Source organism: Mammaliicoccus sp. D-M19, from assembly GCF_022386695.1.
GTDB lineage: Bacteria > Bacillota > Bacilli > Staphylococcales > Staphylococcaceae > Mammaliicoccus > Mammaliicoccus sciuri.
Genome location: NZ_JAJNHW010000007.1, coordinates 14,165 through 29,014 on the forward strand (window position 1 = coordinate 14,165; position 14,850 = coordinate 29,014).

Here is a 14,850-nt window from a genome sequence, read left to right on the forward strand (position 1 = left end):
TAGGAGCTTTATATGTTTTAATGATTATGGAGTGGGTATATATATTACTATTGATAACTTTAGGAGGAATTTATTTATGGCAAAAAAAATTGCTGTTGTACTAGATAATTATTTTGAAGACGTTGAATATACAAGTCCAGTTGAGGCTTTAAAAAACGAAGGACATGACATTACTGTAATAGGAAAAGAAACAGGTACAGTAAAAGGTAAGTCTGAAGATACTGAAGTAACAGTAGATAGAGCGATTAGCGATATAAAACCTGAAGATTTTGACGCATTACTTATCCCAGGGGGATTCTCACCAGATATGTTACGTGGAGATGAAGAAGGTCGTTTTGGGGAATTTACAAAACATTTCGTTCAAAATGAAAAGCCTGTATTTGCGATTTGTCATGGACCACAGCTATTAATCGATACAGACTTATTAAAAGGTAAAAAATTAACGAGTTTCTTATCAGTTCGTAAAGATTTAGAAAACGCTGGTGCAACAGTAGTAGATGAATCAGTTGTAGTTTCTGATAATATCGTCACTTCACGTACACCTGATGATTTAGAAGACTTTAACCGTGAATCTGTAAATTTATTAAAATAATCATTTTTTAAAGAGGAGACTATCAGTCTTCTCTTTAGTTTTATATAAAATAGTTATCATTAATACAAATGAAGATATTCTTAGTAAGATGATGGATTCTATAAAGGTTTATGTTTATAAGGTAAAAGGTATAGTTTAGCATGCTTTTAAATAATATTTAGAATGGAGTGTTATTTTATGAAAGCAGTCACTTATCAAGGACATAAGAAGATGAAGATGGAAAAAGTTGAAGATGCTAAGATTATTGAATCAACTGATGCAATTATAAAGATAACAGCATCTGGGATTTGTGGTTCAGATTTACATTTATATCATCAAGGTGATTTATTCATGGAACCTGGTTTTGTCATTGGACATGAACCGATGGGTATTGTTGAAGAGATAGGAAAAGATGTAAAAAAACTAAAGAAAGGAGATCGTGTGGTAATACCTTTTAATATTGGGTGCGGGGATTGTTTCTACTGCAATAACGACATGGAATCTCAGTGTGACAATTCTAATGAAACACCAGCGAACTGGAAGTTAGATAATGGTGGACTATTCGGTTTTGGTAATCTTCATGGTAATCACTGGGGCGGACAGGCAGAATACTTAAGAGTACCTCATGCTGACTTTTCTTCGTTTAAGGTTCCCGATAACAATCTAAAAGATGAGCAAGTTTTATTCTTATCAGACGTTGTACCTACTGCTTACTGGAGTGTAGAACACTCAGGCGTTAAACCCGGAGATACAGTTATTGTATTAGGTTGTGGTCCTATCGGTTTAATGGCGCAGAAGTTTGCGAAACTAAAAGGTGCAGAGAGAGTGATTGCGATTGACAATGTACAGCATCGTCTCAATCACGCTAAAAAGTACAATGGTGCTGAAGTGTATAACTTTGATGAAGAACAAGAAATAGGTAAACTTCTTAAAGAAAAAACGCGAGGTGGCGCAGATGTTGTTATTGATTGTGTAGGAATGGATGGACAGCAATCGAGTCCAGAACAAGAGCTATCTGAGCATTCTCAACAACGTGGAACAATAAGTCCTATACTTACTGCTACTGAATCAGTAAGAAAGTTTGGGACAATACAGCTTACCGGTATATATGGATCACCTGCTGATAATTTCCCTATAGATTTAATATTTAACCGTGATATTACAGTAACAAGTGGACAGGCTCCTGTTATTCATCTAATGCCTAAACTTTACGAGATGATTAAAGATGAAGTATTTGATCCTACAGAAATTATTACACATACTTTCCCACTTGAAGAGGCAGACGAAGCTTACAAAGTATTTGATCAGAAGAAGGATAACAACATAAAGGTTGTATTTAAACCAGAATAGACTATAAAAACTTTTGTTCTCGACTATTAAATTATTGGATATTGTTAGAGGAGATAGTTTATCTCATTAAAAAAAGGGGCTTTGTTAAATTAAGTGTGTAAGTTATTCAAGGATACTTAATAACTCTATCCTTAATTTGATCATGTAAAAGAAGCTGGTTCATAACCATAGACCAGTTTGGAATTTAACCAGTGGACCATTTCTTTTGAAGTTCTTTCGTTCGAATAAAGAGTAATTTTAAGAGTGCATTCTCATTTGGGAATGCACCTTTTTTTGTAACCTTTCGGTAACTAGAATGAATACTTTCTACCGCGTTAGTTGTATACATGATTTTACGAATATTACTACCATAATCAAACAGCTGTTCAACGTGAGTGAAGTTACGTTTCCAAACTTCAACCGCACCAGGATATTGAGACCATTGTTGTTTAAATGCTTCAAAAGCAGTATGACAAGCTTTAAGTGATGTTGCCCCATAAACCTTTCTTAATAAAGAAGTAAAAGCTTTATAGTCTTTACTTGGTACGTATTTAATAGAATTTCTAACTAAATGTACAATACATCTTTGAACAATTGTTTTAGGAAAAATAGCCTTAACTCCGGATTCTAAGCCAGAAACACCATCCATAGATAAAAAGAAGATGTCTTCGACACCACGAGCCTTTATTTCATCAAATATTTGCATCCACTTATGCTTGCTTTCTGTTTCATTAAGCCATAAACCAAGTATTTGTTTCTTTCCATCAATCGTGTACCCTAGAATAGTGTATACTGCATATTCTTTAATTTCATAATCAGTTCTAATTTTAGTATATAAACAATCCACAAATATAAATGTATAGCACTTTTCCAACGGTCTAGCTTGCCATTCTTCCATTTCAGGAATAACAGCATCAGTAATATCAGAGATCATTTCATGAGATACAGAGAAACCATAGATATCTTCTATTGTTGAAGAAATATCACGTTGTGACATGCCCTTGGCATACATAGAAATTACTTTATCTTCGATTTCAGAAACATCACGCTGACGTTTCTTTATTAACTGTGGTTCAAATGAGGCATCTCTATCTCTTGGGACATTGATTTCAATGTTACCTTTAGTGGTATTAAGTATTTTATTCCCATATCCATTGCGTCTATTTTCAGTAGTTTTGTCAGATTTATCATTCGAAGAATATCCTAAGTGGTTATTCATTTCACCTTGTAACATAGCTTCAAACATAGGTCCAAAAACATCTTTTAGTGCATTTTCCATATCTTCAACAGATTCAGGTGCATACTCAGCAATAATTTTATTAGCAAGTTCGACAGATTTAGGATCTCGTTTTTTTCTAGCCATAACAAACCTCCAAGTTTTATTAAGTGTATTTTAACACTATGCATAGTATTTAGCTTGGTATCCGTAAAAAGTAGTTGGTTTGAGTTTTAACCAACACTTTTTACACTCCCTGTTTTTTTGCGATTTCCTCACCTGTAAGTTTTTATTCGGCTGTCATTTTTGGAGTTATATGGCACAAATTTTGTTTTTTAAATGGCAAAACACCCCTTATTTAGTTAATAAGAGGTGTTTATTATTATCTCAATTTAAACTTTTCTATAGCTAATTTAATCTCGTCTCTAACACGTTGAAATTCTGACCATTCTTTACCTGCTGGATCCTCAAAACCCCAATGCTCTTTTTTAACGTTTGGTGGTAAAATAGGACAATTATCGTCTGCATCACTACATAACGTTACGACCAATTCTGATTGTTTTAAAATATTATTATCAATCAAGTCGGAGGTATGGTTTGATATATCAATATCTACTTCTTTCATAGCTTCTATTGCTTTAGGATTAACACCATGCGTTTCAATACCAGCAGAATAGACATTCCAATCTTCACCCAATATTTCCTTTCCCCAACCTTCAGCCATTTGGCTACGACAAGAGTTTCCTGTACATATAAAATAAATTGTTTTCTTATCCATAATTAAAGCCTCTTTTCTTAAAATATGATTAGTGTAAGGTATAAACCTAAGAGTGTTACAAATAGGACTGGAATAGTAATGATAATTCCAGTTTTAAAGTATGTTCCCCACGAAATCTTCACACCTTTTTGTGTTAAGACATGTAGCCACAATAATGTTGCTAAAGAACCAATCGGTGTTATTTTAGGTCCTAAATCAGAACCTATGACATTCGCATAAATCATACCTTCTTTTAATATACCTGTAGCACTGGATTGACCAATCGCTATTGCATCTATTAAAACAGTTGGCATGTTGTTCATGATTGAAGATAAGAAAGCAGCTATAAAGCCCATACCCATAATACTGCTGAACAACCCATAACTTGAAATATTTGTTAGGATATCCCCAAGAATCGTTGTAATACCTACATTTTTTAGTCCAAACACAACAAGGTACATACCAATAGAGAATACAACAATATTCCATGGTGCTCCTTTAATGACTTGTTTTGTATGAACTGCTTTAGATTTACGAGCTAATATTACAAAGATAAGAGCAATAATACCAGCAATGATTGACACAGGTATTTGAATAAACTCACTAACAAGATAACCCACAAGTAGTAATGCTAATACAATCCATGAAAGCTTAAATAATTTAGGGTCTTTAATTGCATTTTTAGGGTCTGAAAGATTTTCTGTATCGAACCTTTTAGGTATAGATTTTCTGAAATATAACCATAAAACAAGGATACTAGCAATCAGAGAGAATATATTAGGAATAATCATTCGACTAAAATAATCAACAAATCCAATATCAAAGTAATCTGCAGAAACAATATTAACTAAGTTACTTACAATTAAGGGCAGTGATGTAGTATCTGCAATAAAACCACAGGCAATAATAAAGGGGAAAATCATTTTTTTATTAAATCCTAGATTCCTTACCATCGCTAATACAATGGGCGTTAAGATTAAAGCTGCACCATCATTGGCGAAAAATGCTGCTACAACTGACCCTAATAACATAATAAAAACAAACATTTTTAAGCCGTTACCGTTTGACGCTTTGACCATATGTATCGCGGACCATTCAAAAAATCCAATTTCATCTAATATTAATGAAATAAGAATAACAGCTACAAAGGTTAAAGTAGCATTCCAAACAATGCCTGTTACTTCTATTACATCTGAAAAACTTACGACCCCTATAATAATCGCAACGACAGCTCCAATTAAAGCTGTAATACCAATATCTAAACCTTTTGGTTGCCAAATTACAAAGGTTAAAGTTAAAAGAAAAATAGCAATAGCAAAAATTGTCATTAACATTCACCTGATTTCATACTTTTACACAGGCAACGTTGATTAGATGTATTAATAACTTTTAAATTTTGAGTAATATCATCTAAAATAGCGTGATTAAGTTGATACATGTGTTTATTACCATTTTTTCGAGTAGTAACTAAATTGTTATCTATTAATGACTTCATGTGATGACTGAGGGTAGGTTGTGAGAACTGAAAGTGTTCTAACAACTCACAAGCACATAACTCACCACAAGATAATAAATCTAGTATTTCCAATCTACTTGGATCAGAGAAAATTTTGAATATTGATGATAGTTCTTTATAAGACATAAATATACCTCCTAGACATTACATAGACTATCATCTATATTGACTTTTGTCTATGTAATATGTTCTAGTGGCTAAATAGAGTTTGAAAATCAGAAAATATGCCGCACCACAACTTGATTAACAAAACCATTGTATATATCTATTAGAAAAATGAGATAACTAAAGAAATATAAAAAGAGTTCCATAATATATTCAAGAAAATCTTGTATCCGAAGATATGGCTGAACACAAATAGATACACAATAAATTTATTATAAAAAAATAAAATAATATAATTATTTAAAATTAGAAAAAACGCATAAAGTTAGTTAATGATAAGCATAATATATCTCAGGTATTATAAAGTTAATTTAAAAAATAATGATTAAATTAGATACTATTCCAATCACTATGTGCAGTAATAGTGAAAATCTTTTAGCTCTAACGAATCATTATAAATTTTATTTGTTTGAGTAAAGCTGAAACTGACATTAAGTTAAAAAATGGAATCGTTTTAATTAATTTATAAGCTTAAATGCTATTACCTAAATATTTGTTAGCGAATATTTAAAAAGGGTATTTACTCTATAGTATGAAAAAGAGAAAAAAATAAATATGTAGAAAATCAATGATTTAATAAGAATAACCCAAACTATTTAAAGTAAGAACTATCATTTAAAAGTTGAAAGGAATGAATGTTATGGCGCGTATATTATTAACAGGTGCTTCTGGATACATTGGAAGTAATTTGATGAAAAAATTAAAAGTTGAAAATGAAATAATTGCTATTTCAAGAAATATAGAAAATAAAGTAGATGAGAAGAATGTAACTTGGAAGAAAGCAGATATATTTTCATTAATTGATGTTGAAAATGTTATGAAAGATATTGATATTGCTATTTACTTAGTCCATTCAATGATGCCGAATTCTAAGCTTACACAAGCTAAATTTGAAGATATGGATTTTTTATTAGCTGATAATTTTGGAAGAGCTGCTAAAAAAGAAGGTGTTAAGCACATTATTTATATGAGTGGTCTAATACCAAAAGAGGATAATCTTTCTCGACATTTAGAGAGTCGATTAGAATGTGAAAAAGTACTTGGTTCATATGGAGTGCCAGTCAGTACACTTAGAGCAGGTTTAATAGTTGGATCGAACGGCTCTTCATATCCAATTTTAAAAAAATTGACACAACGATTACCATTATTGTTGTTACCTAAATGGGCAAATAATATTACACATCCTATCTATATTGATGATGTCATAAATTCAATTACTAAAGTCGTATCAAGAAGGCCTAAACTAAATGAATCAATTGATGTTGGTGGTCCAGATGAGTTGACATATAAGGATTTATTTAAGCAAACGGCTAGTGTTTTAAATAAAAAAATGCCAATGTTTAATTTGCCGATTATACCTTTGATTCTCTCTAAATACTGGATAAGACTTATTAGCGGTGAAAAGAAAGAAATTGTGTATCCTCTTATGGACAGTTTAGTTCATAATATGAGAATGGATAATAAGAATTATATAGAAGGGATATCCGATGGGAAAACTACATTTAAAGAAAGTGTTAAATTAGCATTAAAAAATGAATCATCGAGTAAGAAAAAGAAAAACAAAAGTAAAACGATAAAAAATGTGAAATCTGTTCAAAGGTTTCGAATACCTACTCATATGACTATAGAAGATATAGCAAATGATTATATGGAATGGTTAAATAATCTTAATAATAAAATAATCTCTACTAAATACATTAACGGTAGATACATGATTTCACTTTTTCCTATAAAGAACCCTATATTAATATTAGAAAAGTCGGACTCCCGTTCAGATGTAAATAGGCAACTTCTCTATATAACTGGGGGAGGATTTTCAAAAAATAAAAATAAAGGTAGAGCGAGAATGGAGTTTCGTAGAGTACTAAATAAAAATGAATGTATAGTAGCTATTCATGAATATGAACCTACACTTCCATGGATTATTTATAAACTAACGCAAGCAAGAATACACTTATACGTTATGACTTTATACAATATACATCTAAAATCAATAGAATATAAAGTTAATAAATTGAATTTAGATAAGATTTAATATCTTTGAATCATAGTAAATATTCAAGGGGGTATATACATGAAAATCTATATTACATTCTTAAAAATTTTAAGGTTTTTTATAAAACAATTTTTAAAATTTTATTGGACTATATGCGGAATAGTATCTTACGTTTTGATCAAATATAAAAAAAATTAAGCTAATACTATGTTTAAAGTTGTTATTAAAAGGTAATATAGGATTAAGAGACTAGAGCTCTTGTCATAATAAGTGAAAGCGAGTTGAAGGATTAATTCCTTGCTCGCTTTTTATAAAACTAAATAAATGAAAATTACTTATTTAGCGGACTTTAATATAAAAAATCTATTTAAAGTGTTTTAATTTAAAAAAACAGTTTTCAATAAAATAACACCCCACTAATCAGTGAGGTGAAAAGGATTTTCTAAATATGTGTTGAATAGATAACAAATATAAAACATTCAACCTAAATATATTATATATCAAAAAAAGATAAATTTAAATAAAATCAGCCTATTTTTTACATAAAATACTATATTAATATTTAAATGGGAATAGACTTTAAATTATATATTGAAAATGTTTTTGATAGAAGAATAACATGACTAATAGAGATGTGCAACCTCTAGAGATAAAAGCAAGTTACTCTAAAAAAGGAGAATAAATATGAATGTAATTGAAACAATAAAAACAATCATAAAAGTGATAACACCAATTATCGGTGGTAAATTTATAGGTAAATTTGCAGTGAAAAACGCGAGAAAAGATTATAAAAATAATGTTAGACCACCTTTTTCACCCCCCGGCTATGTCTTTCCAATTGTGTGGCCAATATTTTATACAACGATGGGCGTAGCTTATGCATTAGTGACTAATAAATCTACTAGTAAGGATTTAAAAGGTGCTTATTACACGCAATTAAGCCTGAATTATCTATGGTCGATATTATACTTCAAATATAAATTACGCTTTAGTGCGTTGATAGAGAGTGTTGTATTACTGGGCGCAGTAGTTACAACAACTGTGAAATTTTTCAATGTAAAAAAAGTTGCTGGCATTTTACTAGTTCCATATATGCTTTGGAGCGCTTTTGCTACTTATTTAACAGCTGGTAATTGGTATTTAAATAAAGATAACCCAAGCTATACAGAGAAATCTGAGAATTAAATTGATGAAAAAGATTATATATATTGCGCTATATTGGTTTATAGTTCAAATGATTATAGCTCAACTTGGTACTCGTATTAGTTATAAGTTCTTAGAAAAGGATAATAAGTATTTTCGAAGTTGGAATTTTGAACAAGAGGGTCAATTATGGCAACAATTAGTTAAAGTGCAATATTGGAAAGATCATTTGCCAGACGGTCAAAATCTTAACCCTAATATCAGTAGTAAAGCGACTTTCGATATATCTAAAAATATGAATGATATACAGCGATTTATATTAGAAACTAGACGTGCAGAGATGGTTCATTTGCTATCCATATTTCCTGTTATTGCGTTTTTTAAAGCGTCAAAAAGCGTTAAAATTATTAATTTCGTATATGTCATTATAGCTAATGTGCCTTGTATGATTGTTCAGCGCTATAATCGCCCTAAGTTAATACGTATTTATAATAAATTACAAAAAAGAAAAGGTGATTAAATGGGAAATAAGAAAGTGGTTGTCATAGGAGGTGGCTTGGGAGGGATTGCTAGCGCAATTTGTATGGCTCAAGCAGGCTATCAAGTGGATTTATATGAACAAAATAAGCATATCGGTGGAAAGGTAAATAGGTTGGACATAGATGACTATGGATTTGATCTCGGTCCATCAATTTTAACCATGCCTAAAGTATTTCAACGCTTATTTCAACGATGTGATGAAAGGCTAGAAGATTATGTTAGTATTCGTAAGTTAAGTTTACAGATTAGAAACGTTTATCCAGATGGCCAAATTTTAGATTTATATGAATCCATGGAAGATATATTAACAAATAATGAATCGTTAACAAATAAAGATATAGAGCAACTTTCTTCGTTTTTTAGTTACGCACAAAAGATACATCAAGTTGCTGAAAAAAGCTACTTTGATAAGGGATTAGATACGATGTTTGCAATTATTCGTTATCATGGTCCGTTTTCAGCTTTAAAGCAATTCGATTATTTTCATACAATGCAACAGGCCATTAATAAAAGGGTGGATAACCCATATTTAAGAGAAATGCTAGGTTATTTCATAAAATATGTAGGCTCCTCATCTTATGATGCTCCGGCTGTATTGAGTTTATTACCTCAAATGCAACATGAGGAAGGTTTGTGGTACGTAGATGGTGGCATTCATAATTTAGCGGAAGCGATGGAACAATTAGCGAGAAAATTAGGTGTGGGCATACATTTTAACACCCCTGTAAAACGTATCAATTATAATAGTCAAAATAAGGTGACAGGGATTACAATAGAAAATAATGAGGAAATATATGCAGATTACATTATATCTAATATGGAAGTAATCCCTGTTTATAAATATTTATTGAATTTTGATGCAAATCAAATAAACAAATTGGAACGTAAATTTGAGCCAGCTAGTTCAGGTTATGTCATGCATCTTGGTGTGGACAAAAGTTATCCAGAGCTTCAACATCATAACTTTTTCTTTTCAAGTAATTCTAAAGTTAATTATGATCAAGTTTTTCACCAGTATGTTTTGCCTGAAGATCCGACTATTTATGTAGTGAATACAAATAAAACAGATAAGACACAGGCGCCAGAAGGACACGAGAATATAAAAATATTGCCACACATACCATACATTCAGAATAAGTCATTTAGTGAAGCAGAATATCTGCAATTCCGAGAACGTATATTGGATAAATTAGAGTCCATGGGCTTGAAAGATTTGAGAAAGCATATTGTATATGAGGACATATGGACGCCACATGACATTGAAAATACATACAATTCTAATAAAGGAGCTATATATGGCGTAGTATCCAATAAGAAGAAAAATAAAGGTTTTAAATTTCCTAAAAAAAGTCAGTACTTCAAAAATTTGTACTTTGTAGGTGGTTCTGTAAATCCTGGCGCTGGTATGCCTATGGTCACTTTGAGTGGTATGCAAGTAGCAGAAGCTATTCTTAATGGAGAAAGTAGTGGAGATTAAATGATATTTTATATAATAGCAATAGTATTGACGATGCTATCACTAATAAGTGGAATGTGTATGTATGCGCGTCGAGCGATTATAAATAACTCAGGAAAAGAAAGAGGTCAGACAGCCGTCAGTGTTATTGTACCTGCTAGAAATGAAGCGGAGAACTTACCTAAATTAATTAACAGTATAAGTAAAGAGCAAGAAATAGAAGTAATTGTTATGGATGATGGTTCAACTGATGAGACACAAGTTGTTGCTAGATATTACGGTGCGAGCGTATATACTGTTGAAAATGATACTACATGGCAAGGTAAGTCACATGCTTGTTGGCAAGGTAGCAAATATGCAACGCATGATTTATTGATGTTTGTTGATGCTGATGTTCAGTTTGCTTGTGATGATAGTATTCAAAATATAGCCAATCAATATGATTTACAAGGTGGTAAAGGTTTGTTATCAATACAACCTTATCACAAGATAAAAAAGCTATACGAAAATATATCGGCGATTTTTAATTTAATGACAATCGTAGGTATGAATCAATTTTCAATCACGAAATCAGCAAATAATGAGCAAGGCGCGTTTGGACCAGTCCTTGTGACAAATAAGCAAGATTATAAATTGACACAAGGACATTTGAAAGCTAAAAATCAAATCATTGAAGGTTTTGCAATAAGTAAAGCATATAATCAGCAAGGTTTGCCAGTTAGTTTGCATGAAGGCCAAGGTGTAGTGAATTTTAGAATGTATTCTCAAGGATATAAAGCGCTATTAGAGGGTTGGAGTAAACACTTTGCACTTGGCTCTCAAGTAACTAAAAAGTCTACGCTTACGTTTGTATTTTTATGGCTATTTGGTTCACTTACAACAGTTTTAGCGATAATTTTTTCAATTAATTTAGGCTCGTTATATATATTATTAGCTATTACTCTATATTTTATATATGCGATACAATTTCATATATTTATTCGAAGAACAGGAAATTTTAATATCGTTGCGAGTTTATGTCATCCACTGCTCTTCATATGCTTTGTCGTGATATTTTTTAAATCATGGTTAGATATCAATGTATTCAAACGTATATATTGGAAAGGCCGTAGAATAGATTTATAGCTTAGTTTTTTATACAAATGTCAAGAAGTTCTATGCTTACTGAGGAGGCCAATAAATGAATCAATTAGAGAGAGATTATAACCATTGTCACAATATAATGAAAGAACATTCAAAAACGTTCTCATATGCCTTTGATTTTTTGGATTTAAAAAGGAAAAAAGCAATTTGGGCTATTTATGCAGTTTGCAGAATTATAGATGACAGTATTGATAAATACAAAGACCTTGAGCAATTAGACGGCATATCTAGAGATTTAGATGTGATTTATAGCGATTGTGATCATATTCAAGCGTATCAAAGTGATGCAGCTATTATGAATGCTTTAAGTAATACATTGAATACATATTCAATACCTAAAAAACCTTTTGAATCTTTAATTCAATATGTGAAGGAAGATTTAGTTTTAAAAGAAATGAAAACTGATTCAGATTTATATGACTATTGCTATGGTGTGGCAGGTACTGTCGGTGAATTGTTAATTCCTATATTAAATTCATCAAATGAAAATAATTTCGAGCAAGCTGAAGAAGCTGCGATTGCTTTAGGTAAGGCAATGCAAATAACTAATATTTTAAGAGATGTCGGCGAAGATTTTCAAAATGGAAGAATTTATCTAAGTGTAGAAAAATTAGCTCAATATCGAGTTAATCTACATTCTATATATTATGAAGGAGTTACGCGAAATTATATAGAACTGTGGGAAAGTTACGCTACAGAGGCAGTTAGGTTATATGATATTGCATTAAACGGTATTAATTATTTTGACGAAGAGGTACGTTACATTATCGAATTAGCTGCGATAGCTTATCATGAAATACTTGTGGAAGTAAGGAAGGCAAACTATACGTTGCATAAGAAAGTATATGTAAGCAAATTGAAAAAAATGAAAATTTATCGTGAACTTAGTGCGAAATATAATAGGAGTGAAACATTATGAAGATTGCAGTTATAGGCGGCGGTGTTTCAGGTTTAGCTGCAGCTACAAGATTAGCTGCAAACGGTCACCAAGTAGATTTATATGAAAAGAACCAACAAATAGGTGGCAGGATGAATCAGATCAAGCAAGATGGCTTTACATTTGATATGGGACCAACCATCGTTATGATGCCTGAGATTTATCGAGACGTTTTTAATTACGCTCAAAAAAATATGAATGATTACTTGGTAATTAAACAATTATCACATATATATGATGTTTATTTTAGTGAAACAGATCAAATTCGCGTTCCTACAGATCTTGCTCAATTAAGAGAGATGCTTGAAGGTATTGAACCTAACTCTACACATGGTTTTATGTCCTTTTTAACAGATATATACGAAAGATACGAAATAGCACGAAAATATTTTCTAGAACGTACGTTTAGGAAACCTACGGATTTTTATAATCCTTTTACTATATATCAAGGTATGAAACTCAAAACATTTGATAAAGCAGATAATTTAATTGAAAAATATGTTGATAATGAAAAAATCCAAAAGATTTTAGCGTTTCAAACTTTATATATAGGTATCGACCCTAAACGAAGCCCGTCATTGTATTCAATTATACCCATGATAGAGTTAATGTTTGGTGTTCACTTTATAAAAGGTGGTATGTATAGCTTTGTCAGAGCGCTTCAAACGCTAAATGAAGAATTAGGTACTCAAATTCATACCAACGCAAACGTTGAAGAAATTATCATTGATAGTAGGTATAAGCGTGCGGAGGGACTAAAAATAAACGGACATATAGAAAAGTATGACAAAATAATTTGTACTGCTGATTTTCCATATGCTACTTCATCTTTAATTAAAAATGAACATCATCCTAAGAAGTATACGACACAGAAAATTGATAATATGGACTACTCTTGCTCAGCCTTTTTAATGTACATAGGGGTTGATAAAGATTTATCTGAAGATATCTTGTTACATAATGTTATATTTTCAAAGGATTTTGATAATAATATCAATGAAATATTTTCCGGGGAAATATCCCAAGATCCATCAATATATGTATACGCTCCTAGCGTGGAAGATCAATCTTTAGCGCCAGAAGGTCAAACAGGTATTTATGTGCTGATGCCCGTTTCAGAATTGAAAACAGGTGATACGGATTGGTCTGATGAGTCAACAATCACACAAGTGAAGGATATTATTTACAATAAGCTTTCTACGATTAAAGCGTTAGAAGATTTGAAAAAGCAAGTTGTGACAGAAATTATTTATACGCCTAAGGATTTTGAAGGAGATTATAATGCTAAATTTGGAGCAGCCTTTGGTTTAATGCCTACTTTAGCGCAAAGTAACTATTACAGACCGCCTAATGTGAGCAGAGATTACAAAAATTTGTATTTTGCTGGAGCTAGTGTTCATCCAGGAGCAGGAGTGCCAATTGTACTGACGAGTGCTAAAATTACAGTTGATGCTATGTTAGAAGATATTAATAATGGTATATAAAACGCTTAAAATCACTTTTTAATAATGTGATTTTAAGCGCCTTTTTAACTAATCGAACGTAATGGTTTGTGGTGTGTCTAATATTTTATCGTTCATAATTTTTATGGATTTTGGTATTACTCTAATTACACACAAGTTTGGATCATCCTTAGAGTCAAAAAAGGACTTATCTTGTTTGTTCCAAATCCAATCAATAGTCTCTTGATCTTTCAGTATTTCAACAGTCGCATCAATTTCCAGAAAACTATGATTATTCGTTTCATCGTAACCTATAAGTACATGAGCTTTGGGATTATCTTTAAATTCAGCAATTTTTTTAGACTCTATACTTGTCTTAGTATAAAGTGTGTGTCCATAATTATAAAATACCATGTATCTACTATTAGGTGTATTGTTATGTGCAGTAGATAGGACACCTATTTTTGATGTATTTAATATATTTTCAATTTCATTTTGTAATTGTTCGTTATTCATAATTTAATCACCTCTGATAATAATATACCCTGAAGTTGCCTATAATATGTAAGGTATAAAAATTTATTTTATTTTTTAGGGAATTATACAAAAGTTAAAACGGGTATATGATTGAAAACACAA

Annotated in this window: 13 protein-coding genes and 1 pseudogene; 9 read left to right on the forward strand and 5 right to left on the reverse strand. The window is 31.3% G+C overall.

The window, feature by feature from the left end:
• The first annotated feature begins 76 nt into the window (after window positions 1-76).
• A complete protein-coding gene (locus LQ675_RS11900) occupies window positions 77-592 on the forward strand; it encodes a type 1 glutamine amidotransferase domain-containing protein (RefSeq protein WP_058611740.1) in 516 nt (171 codons plus the stop codon).
• A 177-nt stretch (window positions 593-769) separates the two neighbouring features.
• Window positions 770-1,921, forward strand: a complete 1,152-nt coding sequence (locus tag LQ675_RS11905; protein ID WP_239727581.1) for a zinc-dependent alcohol dehydrogenase — start codon at window positions 770-772, stop codon at window positions 1,919-1,921.
• A gap of 106 nt (window positions 1,922-2,027) precedes the next feature.
• Here LQ675_RS11905 and LQ675_RS11910 read toward each other — a convergent pair.
• The 4 genes and pseudogenes from LQ675_RS11910 to LQ675_RS11925 all read right to left on the reverse strand — a co-directional run bounded on the left by LQ675_RS11910 (window position 2,028) and on the right by LQ675_RS11925 (window position 5,515).
• Window positions 2,028-3,263, reverse strand: a pseudogene (locus LQ675_RS11910) (IS256 family transposase).
• Window positions 3,264-3,498: 235 nt separating this feature from the next.
• The gene (gene arsC / locus LQ675_RS11915) at window positions 3,499-3,894 is read right to left on the reverse strand and encodes an arsenate reductase (thioredoxin) (protein WP_058611744.1); all 396 of its coding nucleotides are present in this window, start codon (window positions 3,892-3,894) and stop codon (window positions 3,499-3,501) included.
• A 17-nt stretch (window positions 3,895-3,911) separates the two neighbouring features.
• Window positions 3,912-5,201: an arsenite efflux transporter membrane subunit ArsB gene (arsB, locus tag LQ675_RS11920; protein WP_239727583.1), complete on the reverse strand. Its 1,290-nt coding sequence runs from the start codon at window positions 5,199-5,201 to the stop codon at window positions 3,912-3,914.
• Window positions 5,201-5,515 carry an ArsR/SmtB family transcription factor gene (locus LQ675_RS11925; RefSeq protein ID WP_058611746.1) on the reverse strand — a complete coding sequence of 105 codons (315 nt, stop codon included), beginning with the start codon at window positions 5,513-5,515 and terminating at the stop codon, window positions 5,201-5,203. Before LQ675_RS11925 ends, arsB begins: the two co-directional genes overlap by 1 nt.
• A 679-nt stretch (window positions 5,516-6,194) precedes the next feature.
• Here LQ675_RS11925 and LQ675_RS11930 point away from each other — a divergent pair.
• The 7 genes from LQ675_RS11930 to LQ675_RS11960 all read left to right on the forward strand — a co-directional run bounded on the left by LQ675_RS11930 (window position 6,195) and on the right by LQ675_RS11960 (window position 14,253).
• Window positions 6,195-7,589, forward strand: coding sequence for an NAD(P)H-binding protein (locus tag LQ675_RS11930; protein ID WP_058611747.1), 1,395 nt, complete (start codon window positions 6,195-6,197; stop codon window positions 7,587-7,589).
• A gap of 645 nt (window positions 7,590-8,234) precedes the next feature.
• On the forward strand, window positions 8,235-8,735 hold the full coding sequence (locus LQ675_RS11935; RefSeq protein ID WP_025907145.1) for a TspO/MBR family protein: 501 nt from the start codon (window positions 8,235-8,237) through the stop codon (window positions 8,733-8,735).
• Window positions 8,736-8,739: 4 nt separating this feature from the next.
• A complete protein-coding gene (locus tag LQ675_RS11940; protein ID WP_037560298.1) occupies window positions 8,740-9,213 on the forward strand; it encodes a glycosyl-4,4'-diaponeurosporenoate acyltransferase CrtO family protein in 474 nt (157 codons plus the stop codon).
• Entirely contained in the window at window positions 9,214-10,710 is a 1,497-nt protein-coding gene (locus LQ675_RS11945; protein ID WP_025907141.1) for a phytoene desaturase family protein, read from the forward strand.
• 60 nt (window positions 10,711-10,770) lie between these two features.
• Window positions 10,771-11,814 carry a glycosyltransferase family 2 protein gene (locus LQ675_RS11950; RefSeq protein ID WP_058611749.1) on the forward strand — a complete coding sequence of 348 codons (1,044 nt, stop codon included), beginning with the start codon at window positions 10,771-10,773 and terminating at the stop codon, window positions 11,812-11,814.
• A gap of 55 nt (window positions 11,815-11,869) precedes the next feature.
• On the forward strand, window positions 11,870-12,751 hold the full coding sequence (locus LQ675_RS11955; protein ID WP_025907137.1) for a phytoene/squalene synthase family protein: 882 nt from the start codon (window positions 11,870-11,872) through the stop codon (window positions 12,749-12,751).
• Window positions 12,748-14,253 carry a phytoene desaturase family protein gene (locus LQ675_RS11960; RefSeq protein WP_239727584.1) on the forward strand — a complete coding sequence of 502 codons (1,506 nt, stop codon included), beginning with the start codon at window positions 12,748-12,750 and terminating at the stop codon, window positions 14,251-14,253. Before LQ675_RS11955 ends, LQ675_RS11960 begins: the two co-directional genes overlap by 4 nt.
• 48 nt (window positions 14,254-14,301) lie before the next feature.
• On the opposite strand, the gene LQ675_RS11965 is transcribed toward LQ675_RS11960, so the two are convergent.
• Window positions 14,302-14,727 carry a pyridoxamine 5'-phosphate oxidase family protein gene (locus LQ675_RS11965; protein ID WP_025907133.1) on the reverse strand — a complete coding sequence of 142 codons (426 nt, stop codon included), beginning with the start codon at window positions 14,725-14,727 and terminating at the stop codon, window positions 14,302-14,304.
• Between the last annotated feature and the right edge of the window lie 123 nt (window positions 14,728-14,850).

Coding starts and splice junctions, on each gene's coding strand:
- LQ675_RS11940 (WP_037560298.1), top strand. CDS start 8,740: ATGAAAAAGATTATATATATTGCGCTATATTGGTTTATAGTTCAAATG.
- LQ675_RS11935 (WP_025907145.1), top strand. CDS start 8,235: ATGAATGTAATTGAAACAATAAAAACAATCATAAAAGTGATAACACCA.
- LQ675_RS11905 (WP_239727581.1), top strand. CDS start 770: ATGAAAGCAGTCACTTATCAAGGACATAAGAAGATGAAGATGGAAAAA.
- LQ675_RS11960 (WP_239727584.1), top strand. CDS start 12,748: ATGAAGATTGCAGTTATAGGCGGCGGTGTTTCAGGTTTAGCTGCAGCT.
- LQ675_RS11955 (WP_025907137.1), top strand. CDS start 11,870: ATGAATCAATTAGAGAGAGATTATAACCATTGTCACAATATAATGAAA.
- LQ675_RS11950 (WP_058611749.1), top strand. CDS start 10,771: ATGTATGCGCGTCGAGCGATTATAAATAACTCAGGAAAAGAAAGAGGT.
- LQ675_RS11925 (WP_058611746.1), bottom strand. CDS start 5,515: ATGTCTTATAAAGAACTATCATCAATATTCAAAATTTTCTCTGATCCA.
- LQ675_RS11900 (WP_058611740.1), top strand. CDS start 77: ATGGCAAAAAAAATTGCTGTTGTACTAGATAATTATTTTGAAGACGTT.
- LQ675_RS11945 (WP_025907141.1), top strand. CDS start 9,214: ATGGGAAATAAGAAAGTGGTTGTCATAGGAGGTGGCTTGGGAGGGATT.
- LQ675_RS11930 (WP_058611747.1), top strand. CDS start 6,195: ATGGCGCGTATATTATTAACAGGTGCTTCTGGATACATTGGAAGTAAT.
- arsC (WP_058611744.1), bottom strand. CDS start 3,894: ATGGATAAGAAAACAATTTATTTTATATGTACAGGAAACTCTTGTCGT.
- LQ675_RS11965 (WP_025907133.1), bottom strand. CDS start 14,727: ATGAATAACGAACAATTACAAAATGAAATTGAAAATATATTAAATACA.
- arsB (WP_239727583.1), bottom strand. CDS start 5,201: ATGACAATTTTTGCTATTGCTATTTTTCTTTTAACTTTAACCTTTGTA.